The 18,963-nt window shown below is 46.0% G+C and carries 11 protein-coding genes; all 11 read right to left on the bottom strand.

Annotated elements, in window-relative coordinates; genetic code table 11:
• Nucleotides 1–120: 120 nt before the first annotated feature.
• Nucleotides 121–1,533: a phosphoglucomutase/phosphomannomutase family protein gene (locus L4C44_RS14185; RefSeq protein WP_428805277.1), complete on the bottom strand. Its 1,413-nt coding sequence runs from the start codon at nucleotides 1,531–1,533 to the stop codon at nucleotides 121–123.
• 74 nt (nucleotides 1,534–1,607) lie between these two features.
• Nucleotides 1,608–4,013: a glycoside hydrolase family 94 protein gene (locus L4C44_RS14180; RefSeq protein ID WP_017066806.1), complete on the bottom strand. Its 2,406-nt coding sequence runs from the start codon at nucleotides 4,011–4,013 to the stop codon at nucleotides 1,608–1,610.
• Nucleotides 4,014–4,140: 127 nt separating this feature from the next.
• Entirely contained in the window at nucleotides 4,141–6,075 is a 1,935-nt protein-coding gene (locus L4C44_RS14175; RefSeq protein ID WP_428805276.1) for a beta-N-acetylhexosaminidase, read from the bottom strand.
• Between the two features lie 12 nt (nucleotides 6,076–6,087).
• A complete protein-coding gene (locus L4C44_RS14170; protein ID WP_428805275.1) occupies nucleotides 6,088–6,972 on the bottom strand; it encodes a glucosamine kinase nucleotide-binding domain-containing protein in 885 nt (294 codons plus the stop codon).
• 2 nt (nucleotides 6,973–6,974) lie between these two features.
• Nucleotides 6,975–8,696: a glycoside hydrolase family 9 protein gene (locus L4C44_RS14165; protein ID WP_428805274.1), complete on the bottom strand. Its 1,722-nt coding sequence runs from the start codon at nucleotides 8,694–8,696 to the stop codon at nucleotides 6,975–6,977.
• A gap of 98 nt (nucleotides 8,697–8,794) precedes the next feature.
• A complete protein-coding gene (locus tag L4C44_RS14160) occupies nucleotides 8,795–9,790 on the bottom strand; it encodes an ABC transporter ATP-binding protein (protein WP_017063264.1) in 996 nt (331 codons plus the stop codon).
• 87 nt (nucleotides 9,791–9,877) lie between these two features.
• Complete coding sequence (locus L4C44_RS14155; protein WP_048658172.1) at nucleotides 9,878–10,861, bottom strand: ABC transporter ATP-binding protein; 984 nt, start codon at nucleotides 10,859–10,861, stop codon at nucleotides 9,878–9,880.
• A gap of 2 nt (nucleotides 10,862–10,863) precedes the next feature.
• Nucleotides 10,864–11,889 (bottom strand): ABC transporter permease, encoded by a 1,026-nt coding sequence (locus L4C44_RS14150; protein WP_060982641.1) that lies wholly within the window; start codon nucleotides 11,887–11,889, stop codon nucleotides 10,864–10,866.
• 2 nt (nucleotides 11,890–11,891) lie between these two features.
• On the bottom strand, nucleotides 11,892–12,878 hold the full coding sequence (locus L4C44_RS14145; RefSeq protein ID WP_017633262.1) for an ABC transporter permease: 987 nt from the start codon (nucleotides 12,876–12,878) through the stop codon (nucleotides 11,892–11,894).
• A gap of 169 nt (nucleotides 12,879–13,047) precedes the next feature.
• Nucleotides 13,048–14,730, bottom strand: a complete 1,683-nt coding sequence (locus L4C44_RS14140; protein ID WP_428805273.1) for an ABC transporter substrate-binding protein — start codon at nucleotides 14,728–14,730, stop codon at nucleotides 13,048–13,050.
• A 700-nt stretch (nucleotides 14,731–15,430) separates the two neighbouring features.
• A complete protein-coding gene (locus L4C44_RS14135) occupies nucleotides 15,431–18,820 on the bottom strand; it encodes a response regulator (protein WP_428805272.1) in 3,390 nt (1,129 codons plus the stop codon).
• Between the last annotated feature and the right edge of the window lie 143 nt (nucleotides 18,821–18,963).

The following is an 18,963-nucleotide window of genomic DNA, read 5'->3' as shown; positions in this document are numbered from 1 at the left end:
GAATCACGATAAAAAAGCCCAGCACTTTAATTAAAGTACTGGGCAAGAGTTCTTCACCTATAGGCTTTAACAAGGCAGTGATTTGTTAAATCCCATACAAAACTGCTGCACTCTATAAGCCTATAGAGAGAGGAAGTCTTTCACTTTTTGAAGAACACGTTCTGCAGTGTCTTTATCTTCCATTTCTGCGAAGATTCGTAGTAACGGCTCTGTTCCTGAGAAGCGAGCAATTACCCAGCCGCCATTCTTGAAGTACACCTTGGCACCATCTTCATAGCTGACTTTTTCAATTTCGTATTCAAATTCAGGCAGTTGCTTCTCTACATAGATCTTGGTGTAGAGTGCTTCTTTCTCTGAAGGCTTAAACTTGCAGTCGCCTTCAGCAGTGTAGGCATAGCCGTATTTGGAATAGATCTCATCAAGCAGTTCAGACAGCTTTTTGCCCGTCACGCTGATCATTTCAACCAGCAAGCTAGAAGCAAATACGCCGTCTTTACCTTTGATGTGACCACGAATGGTTAAACCACCTGAGCTTTCTCCACCAATCAGTGAGTCATCGGCTTCCATTTGCGAGCTGATATGTTTAAAGCCTACCGGAACCTCAAAGCTCTTCTCGCCGTGATCAGCCGCCACTTTATCTAGCAGGTGTGTGGTTGCGATGTTACGCACGACAGAGCCCTTCCAACCTTTGTATTCCAGCAAGTAGTAGTAAAGCAGCAATAACACTTCGTTAGGATGAATGAAGCGACCTTTCTCATCGATAATGCCTAAGCGGTCGGCATCGCCATCGGTACCGATACCGATGTCATAACCTTCAGCGGCTACTAAGTGCTTCAAGCGATAGAGCGTTGCGGCATTTGGCGATGGCATCAAGCCACCAAAATCTGGGTTTTTGCCATCATTGATGACATCAACATCACAGCGACCGTTGATCAGAACCGTTTGTAGAGCATTTTTTGCTACACCAAACATAGGATCAATCAGTACGCGTAGGTTGGCTTTTTTGATCGAATCGATATCAATAAAGTTGATGATCGAATCCACAAAGTCGTTCATCGGGTTGATGATTTCGATCTCTTTGTCATTCAACGCTTGCTCGAAATCGACACGAATAACATCTTCGTTTGTTAGGGTTGCAATCTGCTGTTCGATCTTCTCTGTGATGATCTCATCAGCATCACGGCCACCTTCAATGAAGATCTTAATGCCGTTGTAGTCCGCTGGGTTGTGAGAAGCGGTAATACATGCCGAGTAGGTGCAGCCCATCTCTTTTGCTTGGAACATCACAATAGGAGTTGGGACGAACTTATCAATGAAGCTCACTTTGATGTTGTTAGCAGCTAATACTTCAGCAAACCAACATGCGGCTTTATCGGAAAGGAAGCGACGGTCATAGCCGATCACAAATCCGTTCTTGGCTGCATTTTCGTTGTTGATGATGTTTGCGAGGGCTTGTGCCACAAGGCGAACGTTTTCTCTCGTGAACTCTTCACCAATGAAAGCGCGCCAGCCACCTGTACCAAATTTAATCATTAGAAAATCCTTTTAGTCTCATTGTCTCAAGCCTGTAAAGACTTGAGACAAGAGCTGTTCGTTAAATTGAGTGACTAGCCTAGAACAACGACAACATCGTTCACGCTGCCTTCTGCTTGTACTGGAATTGCACCTTCAACTGACTCACCGTTGATCGTGATAGATGCAACACCTTTGCTTACTGCATTCGGGTTTTGCACTGTGATGTTGTAAGTCGCACCGCGCCATTGACGAGTAACTTCGAATTCTGGCCAATCCGTTGGAATACAAGGATCGACAGTTAAGCCTTCGAAGCCTGTTCGAACACCAAGAATGAAGTTGGTTACCGCAAAGTAAGCCCAACCAGAAGTACCGGTTAACCAAGGGTGGTTTGCACGGCCGTGGTCTTGGTGGTCTTTACCCATGATGAACTGCACGTACGAGTATGGTTCTGCGTAACGTGTTTCAATCATGTCGTTTTGGTTGTACGGGTTAAGCGCATCGTAGAATTTCATCGCGCGGTCGCCACGGCCAAGTTTCGCTTCTGCTACCCAAGCCCATGGGTTTGGGTGAGAGAAGATAGCGCCATTCTCTTTTACGCCTTGGTAAACGCGAGTTACGAAGCCGATGTCATCGTTTGGTGTCGCGAATGATGGAGAGTTTAGGTGCAGGCCGTATTCAGAGAATAGGTTCTCATCGACTGCGTCCATCGCTTTCTCGCCGCGCTCTTGAGAAACCGCACCAGACAGAACCGCTAGTGTGTTTGACTCAAGGTGTACACGACCTTCAGCTTGTTGAGCTGTACCGATCTTGTCGCCATTTTTAGTTAGACCACGGATGTACCAGCCACCCTCGTCATCCCAAAGGTGTGTTTCACACGCTTCGCGAACATTCGCAGCCATTTCAGTGTATTTAGCAACATCAGCGTCGTTATTGCGGAACTTAGCTAAGTCTAGGAACTCTTGTAGAGCCCAGAAGTGTAGGAATGAAACCATTGAAGATTCACCGCCACCTAGATTCAAACAGTCATTCCAGTCAGCACGTAGACCTTTACAGATACCTGTTTGACCTACGTATTCAGCAGAGAAGTTCAGTGCTGCTTTCATGTGTTCGTAAACAGTCGCTTCGCCGCCGTCTGCGTAGGGGATCACTTCATCAAAGAAGTCGTGCTCACCGGTTTCCATCACGTATTTGATGATGGTTGGGACGATCCACAAGTGATCATCCGAACAAGTATCTTCGATGCCGTGGATCTTGTCGTCATCTGACGGTGTTGGAACAACCGTTGGTGATTTCGATGGCTCAACGTCTGCTTTCTCTGGGTCGAACCAGTCTGGATCGAACAGGTGCAGACCGTAGCCCGCTTTCACTTGGCCACGAAGCAGGTCGATAATACGTTTCTTAGTCATTTGTGGGTTGGCATGAGGTACTGAGATCGCATCTTGTGCAGTATCACGGTAACCAAGACCAGTACGGCCGCCAACTTCAATGAATGATGCAAAGCGCGACCACACCACACAAGTTTCTGCTTGGTATAGTGTCCACGTGTTGATCATTGTGTCTAAGCCTTCGTTTGGAGACTTAACTTGGAATTTGTTGCAACGCTCGTCCCAGTGATCTTTGATGCCTTGGAAAGCTGCATCAACGTTTGCTGTATCTTGGTACTTCTCGCGTAGGCGTTCACCGTTGCCTTTACCGATACCTAGTACATAGGCAAAGCGAACTTCTTCACCCGGTTGAATGGTAAATTGCTTATGCAGAGAACCACAGTGGTTGTAACAGGTTTGAGCGCTGTTAGAACATTTACCGTTTTCAACCGCAATTGGGTTAGCTTCATCACGGTACATGCCAAGGAAGTTGTCACGTTGGCCATCGTAGCTGTCTGGCGAGAAAGTTGAAGCTAGGTAGTAGAAGCCTTCAAAGTCGTTAGTGTTGTAGTACAGATCGTATTCCAGAACACCTTCTTGGTAAGACGTGCCCGCAGAGTACAAAGACATCTGATGGTTTTGGTTATCCGATTGAATATGACTGAAAGAGAACTCAACAAACGAGAAAGTGCTGATAGTACGTGGCTTATCAGTGTTGTTCTTTAGTACAACGTCCCAAACTTCTGCATCTTCACCTTTAGGTACGAATAGCGTCTTCGTTGCGGTAATACCGCTGTACTCACATTTGAACTTTGAGTATGACAGGCCGTGACGAACTTCGTAGTTCGCTTCATCGAGGCTCTTTGCCACTGGCTGCCAAGAGATAGACCAGTAATCACCTGTCTCATCATCACGTAGGTAAACATAGTGTCCTGGACGGTCAAATGTGCCGTTTGGACGGAACTTAGTAACACGGTTGTATTCCGGAGAATTGTAGAACGAGTAACCGCCTGCATTGTGTGAAATCACGGTACAAAACTTTTCTGTACCTAGGTAGTTGGTCCAAGGTGCTGGTACATCAGGGCGAGTGATGACGTATTCGCGATTGTCGTTATCGAAATAGCCGTATTTCATTGTCATTTCCTTTTTAACAAACTGCATCTATGCAGCTAATTTTTAAATAGTGATGCTGAGTCGTATCTGACTGAGCACCTTAATTTGAGTCAGCAATCACTTGAGGTGAGTGTCGCTTTGGTTTGTTTTATTGAGCTTTCCAAGGGTTGCGATAATCAACATTGAGTCTGTCGAGTAATGGCAGATGCCCCTTTAGGCGAGATAGGTAATCTAGCCAGTTTCGGTTGTTTTTATGTGTCCAACATCCTTCAGCTAAAGCGCTAATTCTTGGGAATACCATGTAATCCATACGCTTTTGGTTGGTGACGATCTCACACCATAGAGCACACTGAATTCCGCGAATCCGCTTACGAATTGGGTCGGTGTCGGATATCTCAGCAAGCGCTTCGTAGGTATAAGCTTGTTCTAATGGGATAACGGCAGCCCAATCTACGCCCGGCTCTTCCGGTGCATAATCTTGGGTCATGTCGAGATAGGTAAATTGTGCGGGTTGCAGAACCACATCAAAGCCTTGGCGTGCACAGTTCACAGCGGCCTCTTCGCTGAGCCACGAGTAGATGATGGTCTCTTTGCTCACCTTGTCGCCGTGCTGTGCTTCTTCCCAGCCGACCATGCGCTTGCCTAGTTGCTTAAGTTTGTTCTCGGCATAGCGGAATAGGTGACCTTGCAAGTCCTTGCTGTCTTGGTACTGGTGCTCTTTCATCAGCGCTTGAGCTGCAGGGCTGTTAGTCCACACGCCCGGTGGTACTTCGTCTGCGCCCATGTGAATCAATTCGCTCGGGAAGAGCTCTGCGACTTCTTCAATAACCGCATCTAGGAACTGATAAGTACCTGGCAAGCCTGGGTTTAGCACGTTGTCGTTGTAGTGCTGAATGCTCTTGTATTGAGTGGTGTCAGCTTGCTCTACCAACATCTCAGGCAATGATTTGATCGCGGCGCGGCAGTGTCCCGGGATATCGATCTCAGGGATAACCGTGATGCTGCGCTGCGCTGCGTATTCAATAACTTCGCGAATCTGTTGCTGTGTGTAGAAGCCGCCGTAGTTTTCAGCAATATGGGTATATTGTGGTTCCAATGCATGGTCAGGGCCACGCCAAGCACCGATTTCAGTGAGTTGAGGTAGGCTCTTTATCTCGATTCTCCAACCTTCATCATCAGTTAGGTGCCAATGAAAAACGTTGAACTTGTAGTGCGCCAATTGGTTGATTAAGCGCTTCACTTGCTCCACTGAATGGAAGTGACGAGCGCAGTCCAACATCATGCCGCGGTATTTGAAGCGTGGTTGGTCGGCGATTTTGCAACATGGCACAGAGAAGCTTTCGGTATCCTGTTGTTGAACCAATTGAATCAGACTTGCTACAGCGTGTGTGAAACCAGATTGGCTGCCTGATTCAACAATTATCTGTTGTTCAGTAATGCGGAGTTTGTATTCGGCTTCGTCTAAAGTCGGATTACTGCGGAATAGAATGTCATCGCTTTCTTCTGTTGGAAGCTGATTCGAAATCGACAGTTCAAAGGTAGAAAGTAATTCTTGCTTTAGCCAAGTGACGGCTTTATCTGCAAGGTGAGATTGAACCTCAATCTTACATTCGCTGTTTAGGGCGAAGCTACTTTGCTTAAGTTCGATCTGGTTTGGTTGAGGAATCAATGCAAACTCAGCAGCATTCACTTCAGGTACCTGATTGCGTTCACGGTATGGTGACGCCAGAACAATAGGTGATATCGCGACTGGCAGTACTGCGGTTTCGCCTTGGTGATGCGTTTGGATAAAGGCATCATTTAGACCGTCAGAATAGAAACGGAATGGGGCGCTTTGAATGCTGAATTCAAGGTAGTAATGGTTGTTCGCCTTTAATACTGACGTACTTGGTTTGAACGAACAAAAGCTGCCAACTTGAGTTAGCTCGCCCTGCGATAAACTCTCCTGGAGGATGAATCGATCAAACGCAAAATGCAGTGACCAATCTGTTACGTCAAGATCACTTAAGTTATGTACCGTAAGGCCAAATCTGCAGTTATTTTTTTGTTCAGAAAGAACAGCTAAGTCGATGCGATAATTCATATAACTTCCCTGCTAAGCCTGTTGATACAAGTTGTGTTGTGGTTTACCGGCAAACATCAATGCGCCTTCGATTGCGTCAAATTGAGGTTCAACGATCCATTGTTGTACTGGAGGTGATAGCCAGTTGAGAATGCGCTCAGCGATACTGCCCATCAGGCATACCTTGTCCGCACCTTTGCGATGCAGTGCTAGTACAAACATTTCGATATCAGCTGCGGTTTGCTTGAGCATCTCGATAGCTAGCTCATCGCCTTCGCTAGCGAGTTGAAAAATCACTGGCGAGAATTGACCGTAGTCTTTTGGAATCGCGCCTTTGGACCATTCGACGATGGCATCAACATCATTACCGAAATGGTTCATCACGTGTTGAGTCAGTGGTGTCTTGTTGCGAATACCATCTTCAGCAAGCAGAACTTGTTGAATCAAGCGAAGGCCCATAACCGCGCCACCACCTTGGTCGGAAATTGGGAATTCACGACCACCAACCACGTGCTGCTCACCATCTTGTAGATAGATGCCGCATGAGCCAGTTCCACCAATCATGATCGCGCCGTTTTGACCATTGTGAGCGCCAATACAAGCACCATAAGCGTCAGTGTTGAGCGTCATACTTGCGAAAGGGTGTGGTTGAGCCATGAAGTCGAACCATGCCGATTTCTGCTCGGCGCCAGCCAGTGCAAGGCCGACATGCATATTGGAAAAGTGATTTGAGTCGAGTTGCCCTTGCTGCGCCGCTTGAGTGATCGCATCAACAATTGAGCTCATCGCAACATCAACACCCAAAAGGATGTTGGCACTGCCACTTTTCGCTTCACCAATGAGTGTGCCTTGGTCATCACGAATACGCGCACGACAAGAAGTGCCACCACCATCAATACCTACGTAGTAAAGAGTCATGATTATTGCTCCTTACGCTGTGTTAGGAAATTGAATTGCGCAGCGGTTGCCAATAGGAACCAAGCGCCGTGAGGGATCCATTGTTCGCCCCAGCGCCAGTTTTGGAGCATGTCATCTTTTTGTTCTGGTGGATTGAACGCAATGTCTTGGTCATCTTCAAAGCCAGCGGTGATGCCGTTACAAATACCGCCTTTCGCATTGAAAAAACCAAGTTGCGGCAGGTAGTCTGGGTTGTTATGACCGTGACCATCAAGCATGCACATGTGATATGGGTTGAGCCCCAAGATCCAATCTAAGCTGTTCTGTGAAAGTTGGATTAAACGCTTTTGCAGTTCGCTGTCTTGAATGTGTGGCTGAACTAAGTACGCCATGGTTGCGATTGAACCAAGACGTGCGTTCTCACCTTGCCACCAGTAGCCAGTTTCGTTCTTCTGAGCGACGAAGAAAGCATCGCGCTTATCACCATCAACATTTTTAACGTACTGTCTTGGGTAGCCAAAGGGGTTGGTTACTTTATCGGTGATATTGATTTCGAACTGACATGCTTGTTCAACAATAACGCGAGCTCGTTCTTTCAGCTCTGTATCGGTTTCATTGCCGATGTACTCACACAGAGCAATCACTGGAAGGCCGGCTTCAGCTGCATGAAAGTATGGACGAGAGCCATCAGAGTTTGCTGACCAGAAGTACTCAAATGAGTCATCCGACTGTTGGCGGGAGATTAAACGAGTCGCCCAAATTCTTGCTTCTGAAAGGTATTGTTCGTCTTGTGTTACTCGGTACAGCTCATTGGCTGCGAGTAGGGCGCAATACTCATCAATGATGTTCTCTTCACCATCGTTTAGGTATTGCAGGTTGTACTCTTTAAGATGCCAGTAACCTTTGGTTGCGGTATCAAGATAGGTTTGGCTAGAGTAGCTGCCTGAAACCTCAAGCTCAGAAGCTGCGGCTAATGCTGCAATAGCAACACCAGCCCCTTGTCGATAGCCTGCTTGTAAGTCTGTAGATTTATGGCCTTCTTGAGTGGCGTACGCGCAGATATCGCGTTGGTTGATATCTTTGCTCCACTTGTCGAATACTGTCATGTAGAAGTATCCAGCCGCGTCTTGCATACGAACCAAGAAATCAGCACCGAATAGCGCTTCTTCTGTTAGGCGAGTCATGGAGAATTTAGGGAAGTCTGGATTGTCGCGGGTTAAGCGCACGCTTTTAAGCATGTTCCAAACTACCATTGGAATCTGTTGTGGGTTTAGGTAGTTGCCGTAAGACAGGTGGCTAAAGTACTTGCTTACATCACCTGATGCATCGTACCAACCACCATGCACATCGACGTATCTGTCGGTGCCGAGAATTTGTGCTTGTCGATCTTTCTTGTCAAAAGTGCCGCCACAACGTTGAGACTTAAAGTAATGAAGCACATCAGAAAAAGTGTGGTTCATTAATAGGTTGCTGCCAATCTCGAACACTTCTGAACGTAGGTTATCAAAGCGCAGGTAGTAGCGACCGGATTCGGTGAATGAACTGAAATCGATTGTGAAGAATTGTCCTTGATGCCAATTTGCTACGCGGCCTTGCTTTACAACATCAAAGTTGCCCACAGTAATATGGTTGTCGGCACACACCAAAAGTGCAGTCGTACTCGATAAACGAGTCTTTTTAGTTTGTAAGATCGCCTGCTTGGGAGCCGAAGATTCGTAGCCAATATGGTTGGTCAATAACAGCATCAATGTTCTCCAAAGGTCCTAGTTTCTTTTGGCTAGGTACCTGAATTGGTTTGGATATGAATAGTTAGGGCCCGCAGACCCTAACTCAGTCTTAATGTTTAGCTTTCGTGTAGGTAACAACGAACAAAGTGGTTATCGGCTAATTGAGTCACACCCGGTAGTTGCTCTTTACACTTGTCCATTGCGTGAGTACAACGGCCTGCAAAAGGGCACCCTGCGGATACTGGAGTCCAAAGTGGAATTTCACCTTTGTTACCTGCCAATTGTTCGTGGATCGATTTCTTAGGATCTGGAACGGCAGAAACCAGTAGTTGGGTATAAGGGTGTTGAGGGTTAGCAATAACGTCGTCGGTATCGCCCCATTCCACCATGTGACCGACGTACATCACTGAAAGATCTTCAGCAATGTAACGAGCCGTTGCGATGTCGTGAGTGATGTAAAGCAGAGACATTTGCTTCTCAAACTTCATCTCTTCCATCAGGTTCAAAACACCAGCACGAATTGAAACGTCTAGCATTGAAGTTGGCTCATCCGCTAGAACAACCTCAGCACCAACCGCGATGTTACGTGCTAGGTTGACACGCTGACGTTGACCGCCAGACAGTTGGTGAGGGTACTTCTTCGCTGTCTCTTTTGGTGGAATCAGGCCTACTTGCTCTAAAAGATCGTAAACGCGTTCTTCTAGTTCTCTCTTATTGCCCGGAGTCACCTTCTTGTGGATCAGCAGTGGTCGAGCAATATGGTGGAAGATATTGTGTGTTGGGTTGAGTGAACCAAACGGGTCTTGCCATACCATCTGCACACCTTCACGATAGTGCATAAGATCTTTTCTGCTTGAGATCTCTTGGATGTCGCGGCCTTTGTATTCAATCGTACCGCCTGAAGGCGCGTACATCTTCGCGATCATTTTTGCTGTTGTTGATTTACCTGAACCAGATTCACCAACGACCGCTAAGCCGCGGCTTTTGTACATCTTGAATGACACGTCGTTAATCGCACGCATCATTGGGGTTTGAATTGTGGTACTGCTTATTGGGAAGTCTTTTACGACATTCTTGCCTTCAACCAATAATTGACCGAAATCTTTGCTCATAATTGTCTCCAGAATCCTTATTCGCTTTGCTTGTTTTTAGGTGGTCGAGCCGCCTTGTTCGTTATTCACGCTGAGTTAGCGTGCAAGCTATAGCTTCCTTTGTACTATTGGGTCACCGTACAGGTGGCAGTTAGACAAATGTCCCGGGTCGATAGAACGCAGCTTGGTTGGTACCTTGGTACACGTTTCATGTACACGGTCACAACGAGCTTGGAAACGACACCCTTCAGGGATCTCTAACAGGTTCAGAGGGTTGCCCGGAATACCTGCTAGTTTTGTCTTTGGCCCTGTCAGTGGAGGGAAAGAACTTCCCAGCCCTTTGGTGTAAGGGTGGTAAGGGTTTTCTAGAATATCTTGAGAGTTAGCCACTTCGATTAGCTCACCTGAGTACATGATGCCGATACGGTCAGAGAACTCGACCATCAATGACAGGTCATGGGTGATGAACAGAATCGAGAAGCCAAACTCTTCTTTCAGTGCATAAATCTTTTGTAGGATTTCGCGTTGCACAACCACATCAAGTGCGGTTGTCGGCTCATCCATGATGATCAGCTTTGGATTCAGTGCCAACGCGATAGCAATAACTAAGCGCTGACGCATGCCGCCAGAGAATTGGTGAGGGTAGTCACTCAATCGGCTCGGGTGAATATCTACGATTTCTAGTAGACCTTCAGCACGTTGTTTAGCTTGCTCACGAGTCATGTTGGTGTGACGCATGATTACGTCACAGAACTGCTCTTCCATTGGTAGGACTGGGTTGAGCGCGTTCATCGCGCTTTGGAATACCATCGACATCTCGCTCCAACGGAACGCTTGCATACGGTCATCACTGTATTCAAGGATGTTCTCACCGTTGAAAATAACCTCACCACCACTGATGTAAGCGGGCGGCTTATGAAGACGCATAAGAGAGAAAGCGACCGTTGATTTACCACAGCCAGATTCACCAGCTAGGCCGAATACTTCACCTGGAGCGATGTCGAAACTTACGTTGTTACACGCACGAACATCGCCAGACTCTGTGATGTAATCCACGCATAAGTTGCGGATAGAAATTAGTGGTTCAGACATGATTATTTATCTCCGCTCCAAAGTGCATTTTGTGGTGGTAGTTCTGGTTCTCGTTCTTGTTTGTCTTGTGCCGCTAGTTTCTTCCAACGCTTCATGCCTTTATGAGAACGCAGTTGCGGGTTGGCAATTTCATCGACAGCGAAGTTAAGCAAAGCAAGACCAGTTACAAGTAGTGTCAGTGCGATACAAGGAGCCAATAGTTCCCACCAAGCGCCAATCAGCATTGATGAAGAGGTTTGAACGTTGTAAAGCATGATGCCCCAGCTGATGGTGTTCGGGTCACCAAGACCTAAGAACGAGATGGTTGCTTCCATCATGATTGCGTACATCACCGAACCGATGAAGCTTGCGCCAACGATAGAGATAAGGTTTGGCAGAATCTCTACGAAGATGATGCGGAATGAAGATTCACCCAAAACTTCAGCGGCTTTTACAAACTCTTTTTCACGCAGTGCTAAGGTCTGGGAGCGAACAACACGGGCGCCCCAAGCCCAGGACATAAAGCCGATAACCAAGGTTATGGTGAGTGGCCCTGCCTCACCAATAAAGGCTGCAACTACGAACAATAATGGGTATTGGGGAATTACCAACATGATGTTCATTGCGGCTGTTAGCACATCATCAACACGGCCGCCGAAGTAACCTGCAGAAACACCAATAACCGTTGCGAGTAAACATACGGTTAGACCCGCACCAAAACCTACAGCCAGAGATACACGTGCGCCGTATACCACTTGTGACCAAACGTCACGACCCATACGAGTTGTCCCCAGTACATGGTCTGCCTTCTTAGACATGATAAGTGTGCGACGGTCGTCTGCTAGGTTTTGAGCAACCCAGCCGTCAGGGTTCGTTTGTGCAGACTTAACGACGAAGCCAGGGTATTCGTGTGGGTTACCTGTACGTTTGTCTGGTACATGTTTGGTGATCAATGGAGCCGCAATAGCACCAAGAATAAAAATACTTAGGATGATGACGCCTGTTAGGGCCATCGGGTTACGCCAAATGAGTTTTAGAAAGTCTTTCATGATTATTTACCACCCTTACGAAGACGAGGGTCAAGAACAACGTAAAGCATGTCTGCAACTAGGTTAAAGAACAGCATGAATAGCGTCATGATAAGCAGCTGACCTTGCAGTACTTGGTAGTCACGAGCGTTAATTGCGTTGAAAAGTACGCTGCCAAGACCTGGGTAGTTAAAGATGATTTCGATAATTAACTGACCACCGATTGCCATACCTAGAGACATTGAAAGAGCAGTCACACTTGGTAGCATCGCGTTACGAGCTGCGTAGTTGAATACCACTCGGTTTTCGCTCAGGCCTTTGCCTTTCGCCATGGTGATGTAGTCTTCTGCTAGTAGGTTGATCATGTTGTTACGCATGTTTACTAGGAAGCCACCAATTTGAACAACAGAAGCACAGAACAGTGGTAAGAAGGCGTGGTAAGCGACATCTTTAATGAATGCCCAGCTTGTCCAATCTGGCATAGTACCTGCGGTGTAGGCGTAACCTGTTGGGAACCACTTTAAGCCAATTGCAAAGGTAAATAGTGCAATCATCGCGATAACAACTTGAGGAACAGCTTGTAGAATCAGCATCCCTGGAGTTACGAAGGCATCGTATTTACTGCCGCGTTTCCACGCTGCGAAAATACCTAGGATTGAGCCAATCGAGAAAGAAAGAATAACTGCAGTGCCTGCTAAGAAAAGCGACCAACCGAATGCTCCACCCAACAGTGTGTTTACAGAAAGTGGGTAGAATTGAATTGATGTACCAAGTTCCCAGCTAAGAATGTTCTTCATGTACGCTACGTATTGAACCAGTAGACCGCCATCAACGAAGCCTAATAGTTCTTTCATTGCAGCAATACGCTCTGGAGTAACTTGTACAGAAGCGTTCGCAAACATCATGGTAACGGGGTCACCAGGCATTGCTCTTGGAATAATAAAGTTTAACGTCGCAGCAACTAATAGCGCGACAAAATAAAATGACAAACGTCTTAAAAAATAACCCATAACTCACACCTTACTCACCCAGATTGTTTCCCTGTTTCTGGATTCAGGTCGCTCCTAGCGAAATTTGGAACGAAAAATCCCCTGACGACTAGCGCCATACTTTCAATTGAGAGTGTGGGGATTTTTATAAGCGGCGTAAGAGGTTACGCCGCAAGGATTGAACGATTACTTATTTAACTGGTTTTAGGTCCAGTACATGAAGTAGACGCTCTGGAATACCAGCCCAAATGTTTGGACGGCCTTTTGGATTTTCTTCGTTCCACCAACCAGTGAAGCGAGTTGTGTTGTATTGGTACATGTAAGCACCAGACATCACAGGGATTGTCACTTGGTCTGCAGCGATGATTTGCTGAATACCGTGTGCAATGTCTAGCTGCTCGTTCTTATCAGCTGTTTTGTAGAAGCTGTTTAGAAGACCATCTAGCTTGTCGTTTTTGTAGAAGTGCATAGCGAAACGAGGCATACCATCACCAGATTGTAGTGATGAGTTGTAAGCACTGTTCCAGTACGTGTATGGATCCGCACCGTGGAAGTAGTTTGTGTATGCTACGTCGTATGTACCTTCAAGCATTGCTTGATTGTAAACAGAGAAGTCAGGTGTACGAGCTTTCGCTTTAATACCGATTTCGTTCAGCTGTTCTACCGCTAGTTGAACTGTGTTGTTGAAGTCAGTCCAGCCGTTTGGCGATTGAATCATTAGTTCGAAAGACTTACCTGATGGAGTGTCAACAAAACCATCTTTGTTTACATCTTTGAAGCCAGCGTCAGCAAGAAGCTTCTTCGCGCCTTCAGCGTTGTATGTGTTGAAGCCTTTGTACTTGTTATGAGTTTTTTCATCAGACCAAGCTTCAAACGCGTAGCCAAGACCCGATGCGAAATCGTTCACAGTACCGCCACCGTAGAATGCGATGTCGATGATAGTTTGACGGTCAAGAGCCATAGAGAAAGCACGACGGAAGTCAACGTTGCTCAATGCTTCATGCTTCGCAGCATCAGGGTGCTTGAAGTTAACGATGAATGCCTGTGTACCTGCTGGCGGGTACCAGTAGTGGTGTTTAGGGCTTGCTGCTGCGTATGTACGATCGATATCTGGAACGAAAGAAGACGTCCAGTCCATTTCACTGTTTACAACTTTACCTAAGAATTGGTCGTTGTTCGCAATTTGTGGAACACGTAGACAGTCAACATCTAGGTTGTCTGCATCCCAGTAGTTCGGGTTTGCACACTGGATGTATAGTTGCGCTGTAAACGTATCGATTTCTGTAAATGGACCAGAACCTACCGGGTTCTCATTGGTAAACGTTGATGGATCTTTAACGTCTTTCCAGATGTGCTTAGGTACTACAGGTACTTTAGCAATCTCGTAAGGTACGTTTGAGTTTGCTTCTGTTAGAGTGAACTTAACTTGGTTGTCGTTTAGTTTTTCTACAGAAGTTACCCAAGAGTTGATACCAGATTGGTCAAGCTCTGGCTTCTCTTTTACAAGGTTGAAAGAAAAAACAACATCATCAGCAGAGAAAGTTTCTCCGTCAGACCATTTAACACCCTTACGAATGTCGAAAACAACGCTCATCAGATCATCTGACATCTTGAAGTTTTCAGCTAGACGGAACACTGGAGTGTTACCGTGCATTTCGTTAAATACTACTAGCGGCTCATACATGAAGTCAGTTGTAGTATGTAGGTTAGTAGCACCAAGGTACGGGTTAAAGTTACGTACGAATGTAGTGTACTCTTTCGGGTGAACGGTCAGTTCGCTGCGTTCTGCAGCAGTTGCTACTGATGCAAAACCTGTTGTAGCAGTTGCAATAATTGCTGTTGCTAGTGCTGTTTTTTTTATATTGGCAAGCATAGCTGTTCCTTACTATTTGCTTTCATTTCACTAATGGATTGAATGTTATCTGTCGCTAAATTGTTTAGTAGATACACACTCTGGTTAAAGGCCTACCTCTTCTTCGTTGCTCCAGATTCATCGTTGATTCTGAGAAGTGGTAAGAGTGGCCTGTAGGCCTTTGGCAGGAGTAAGAAAACACCTTATCGATGAATTAATCAAACTCGTTTCCCGTCAAAAACGTTAAAAACACTTAACTCCACGTCATTAACGTCAAAAACGGGTGGTTTGGTGGTTTTTTATGCGCAATTGTTAAGGTGATGTGACTCGCATTTGATTTTGCGATGATGTTATAATGTTAGTGCTTACTTACTATTTGGGCTTTTTATTGTAAGGCTTTAAGGTGTGGTAGTGTAATTGTAGATCTCGGTCACTTGCCGGTTTTACGTTAAATTTCCCTAGAAAATTAAATCTGCCGTTCTGTTGTGACTCGCTTCTCAAACTGCAACAAAGAGTCGGAGAACTGTGAAATTCAGCCAAGAATAAGCTTCTAAATAGCGATTGAGCAGGTGATTGTTTAAGCTTGAGTAACGTGTCATTTTGCTTGTTTAATACCGTGAAAGAAGTGTGTTTGAATGGATGTTATCGTGCTTTGGTTACGAGCGATACCCACAAAAAAAGCCCACGCTAGGTGGGCTAATAAGGAGGTATTGGTTCAGGTTTAACTGGTCAAGAGTTTCTGCAGTTTATCCCTTAGCATCTCAATATGCGTCCTCTCTGGTGTTTGTTCTTTACAGTGATCAAGTATGAATTCGATAGAACTCAATACCGTTCGCCAGCGAGGTGTTTTTGGTAGGGTTTCGACGCGTAGGTATTTGTCTAGCGTTCGAGTTTGCAACGTACTGCGATCTAAGTAGACACGCCACAAGCCACTCTTCTCGGCGAAAGCAAATTTGGTTTCACCAGTCACCGATTCCCAGTAGATGATGGCATTAGTCATCGCATCGACTAAGACCTCACGCATTAACTCTTGCTTGTTTTTACCTTCTCCAGTGGCTTTATCTGCCAGACGAGTAAACTCACCACCGAGTTCTTTCAATTGTTGCAGTTTGTCCTTATCACCTTCAAATGCATAGCTAGAAAGCGCTTCAACAGCGGTCTCAAGGTTATTAATACGGTTTGAGTTAACGCCACCGCCTACATTAAAGATATACATGGTGTCGAGCCCTGAGCCTTCAGGTAGCTTAAGGATGTCACTTGGTATGCGCTGACGTGTGTCATCTATATAGATATCAATGTCACCGCAGTAGTGTGCTTGTTCCACCTTAAGGTATTTAGGTGCGATGATCTCGTCAGCCATTGAGCGTTTAAGTTGTTCTTGACCGCGCCTGAATAGCTTCGCTGCCGCTTCGTTAGCAAAGCGAATACGTTGGTCATCACGAATACAGATGATAGCCTCAGGTGCCGATTCTAACTGTTCTAATAAGCGTCCTTGAGTTTCCAACAGGTTAGCCTCAACCATCGCTCTATGTTTGAGCTCGAGTTGCAGTTGGTCGTTTTCAAGGCGCCTCTGTTCGGCTTTACTTGCTGATAGATGCGCTGTTATTCGAGCCGCCAGTTCTTGTTTGTTGAATGGCTTCGATAAGTAGTCATTGGCACCCGCTTCGAAACCTCGAACACGGTCTTCTGCTTGGTTGAGTGCCGTTAGCATGATGATTGGCAATTGAGCATGATCGTATTGCTTACGCAGTGCTTCACAAACCTGATAGCCGCTCATACCTGGCATCATTATATCGAGCAGCAGTAGTTCCGGTTTCTCTTTTTCAATCAACTCGATGGTTTCAGGGCCGTCACATGCAGTACGTACTCGATAACCTTCTAACTTCAAGAAGCTGTCTAATACTCGCAGGTTAACCGGCTCATCATCGGCGATAACCAGTAACGGACCATCTGGGTTTTCACTGATAACACTGTTTTCTTGTTGGCTGTTATCAATTAAATCAGGCGCTTGGAAGTGCGAGTAGTGACCTGATTCGTTGTAACTGTCCAGCTCATCTTGAGTAGCTAGGGGCAGGGTAAAGCTAAACGTAGTGCCAAGCATTGGCTGGCTACTTACGTACAGCGAACCGCCCATTAACTCAATTAACTGACGACTGATCGATAATCCAAGCCCAGCACCTTGGCGGTAGTTACTCGCATCTTGTCCTGCTTGAATCAATGGCTCAAAGATGTGTTCAAGATACTCGGCCGGAATACCTTGGCCAGTATCGACAACTTGTACACGAATGTTGTCGTCGATAACGCTGGCAGAGATAACAATTTTACCTTCTGAGGTGTACTTGATGGCATTGCCGACTAAGTTATACATCACTTGCTCAAGTCGTTGAGGATCCGACGAAACCAGCCCTAAATCACTTGGCACTTGGTTAATAATACGGATTGGCTTATTGCCCAACAGGTGATGAGACAACTCTAGGACCAAGCTGGTGGCTGCAGACAAATCAACGGCTGACTTCTTAATGTCCAAGCTGCCATAGCGCATCTTGTGATAATCAAGCAGATCATCAACCAAGGTCGCCAATCTCTGACCACTATTGATGATGATATCCAACTGATACTTCTGATTAGCAGGAATAGGACCATTCGCTCCAGATATCAACGCTTCAGCAATGCCCACCATGCCATGCAGTGGTGTTCTCAATTCGTGAGAGGTGGTTGCTAAGAACTCATCTTTGAGTTTGTTAGCCAGCTGCAAATCTTCGTTTTGCTTTTTAATGGTCTTGAGGTTGTCTTCAAGCTCATCATTTTGGCTTTTGATAAGCAGCATCTTTTCACGAATGGAGCGCTGCATTCGTTCAAAGCTTACCGCCAAACGACCGATTTCATCTTTACGTTCGGTATTGATCATCGTCTCATCAAGATCACCCGCAGAAACTTTCTCGGCTGCCCACGTCAGTTTAAGTAGCGGTGAGGTGATGAAGTTAGACAGATAGTGCGATGCGACAACAACCAGAATGATCGCGGTTAACATCACTATCACGAAGATCTTTTCTAACTGATGAATACGGGCAAATGCCTCTTTCTCCGGAAGCTCGACAACAAGAGCCCAAGTCGCGTACTTGAGTTCAATTGGTGTATAGGCTGCGATGATCGCTTGATTCAGGGTGTTGTCGAAGGTGCCAACCGCTGTTTCGCCAGCCAATGCTTTATCGACAACATCTAAGCTTAAGTTGATAGATTCTTGTGAATGAGCAAGGCTACGCGGCAGGTGATCATCACCCACAAGTAGTGTTTGAATATTCGAACTCTTGTTGAGATCCGCAATCAGCTTAGTAATGCCGTTGATTGGCAATCTAAACATCGCGTAACTGTGTAGGTAGCCCTGTTGAACGATAGGTGCGCCTAGCCATGCGGTCTGCTTGCCGTTCTCGTCTTTAAAGTCAGAAACGATAACCGGCGTGTAATCTTCGTTAGATTTGCGTCGGTCGGTTACGTCTTTCGCTAGTCGTTGAAAGGTAATACCTAGGTTGGAGTCCTTGTATTTTCCAGTCAGCAGGTTGGTGCCGTAATCATCATTTTTAAAGACGGAATAAGCGACGTTACCGTTGATATCAACCAAGAGAATATCGTCAAAATCAGAGCGTTTAAGCAGCTCTAGGTAAGCATTATGGTAGCGCTTGTGAAGTAGTCGATAACGCTCGCTGCCAATAAAGCTACTGGACTCTGGAAGAATCGACGTTTTGATTTGATCGCCAGATCCCTGAATGTAGCGTTGCTGCGCATTACTGCGTGCCTCGTCAATATCTAACCCCAATCGTTGGAAAGCATTGATCAAACCATAAAATCGCCCGCCACTGGCATTGGCCAATTCTGAGCGAACAAAGCCCATCACTTGGGATTCTTGGGCTTGTAGGTAATCGACAATTTGCTGCTGCTTAGTATCACGAACCGAAACAAGGTGTGAGGTGCTTTGTTCCTGGAGATCCTGACTGTGCGATTGGAGGAAAAACATCGCGATAAGTGTCACTGGGGTAATACTGAGGACAAGAAATGCCAGCATTAGGGTATTTTGAAGGCGCTTAAACTTCTGCTTACGATAGAATCTAAACATAAATTGGGTACTACTTTCCTTTGATGTACTGCTAAAAGGGGCGAAAACAAGTACAGAGAATAGAATTAACGGGTTCCAATTTAACGAAATTAACGAGTTTTTTTACTTTGACAAGTAAGTGGTATTTAAAGCGTGTGCAAAAG

The organism is Vibrio satsumensis (genome assembly GCF_050337435.1).
GTDB classification, from domain to species: Bacteria; Pseudomonadota; Gammaproteobacteria; order Enterobacterales; family Vibrionaceae; genus Vibrio; species Vibrio satsumensis.
The sequence above is the reverse complement of the archived record's forward strand: the minus strand, read 5'-3'. Positions and strand labels throughout refer to the sequence as shown.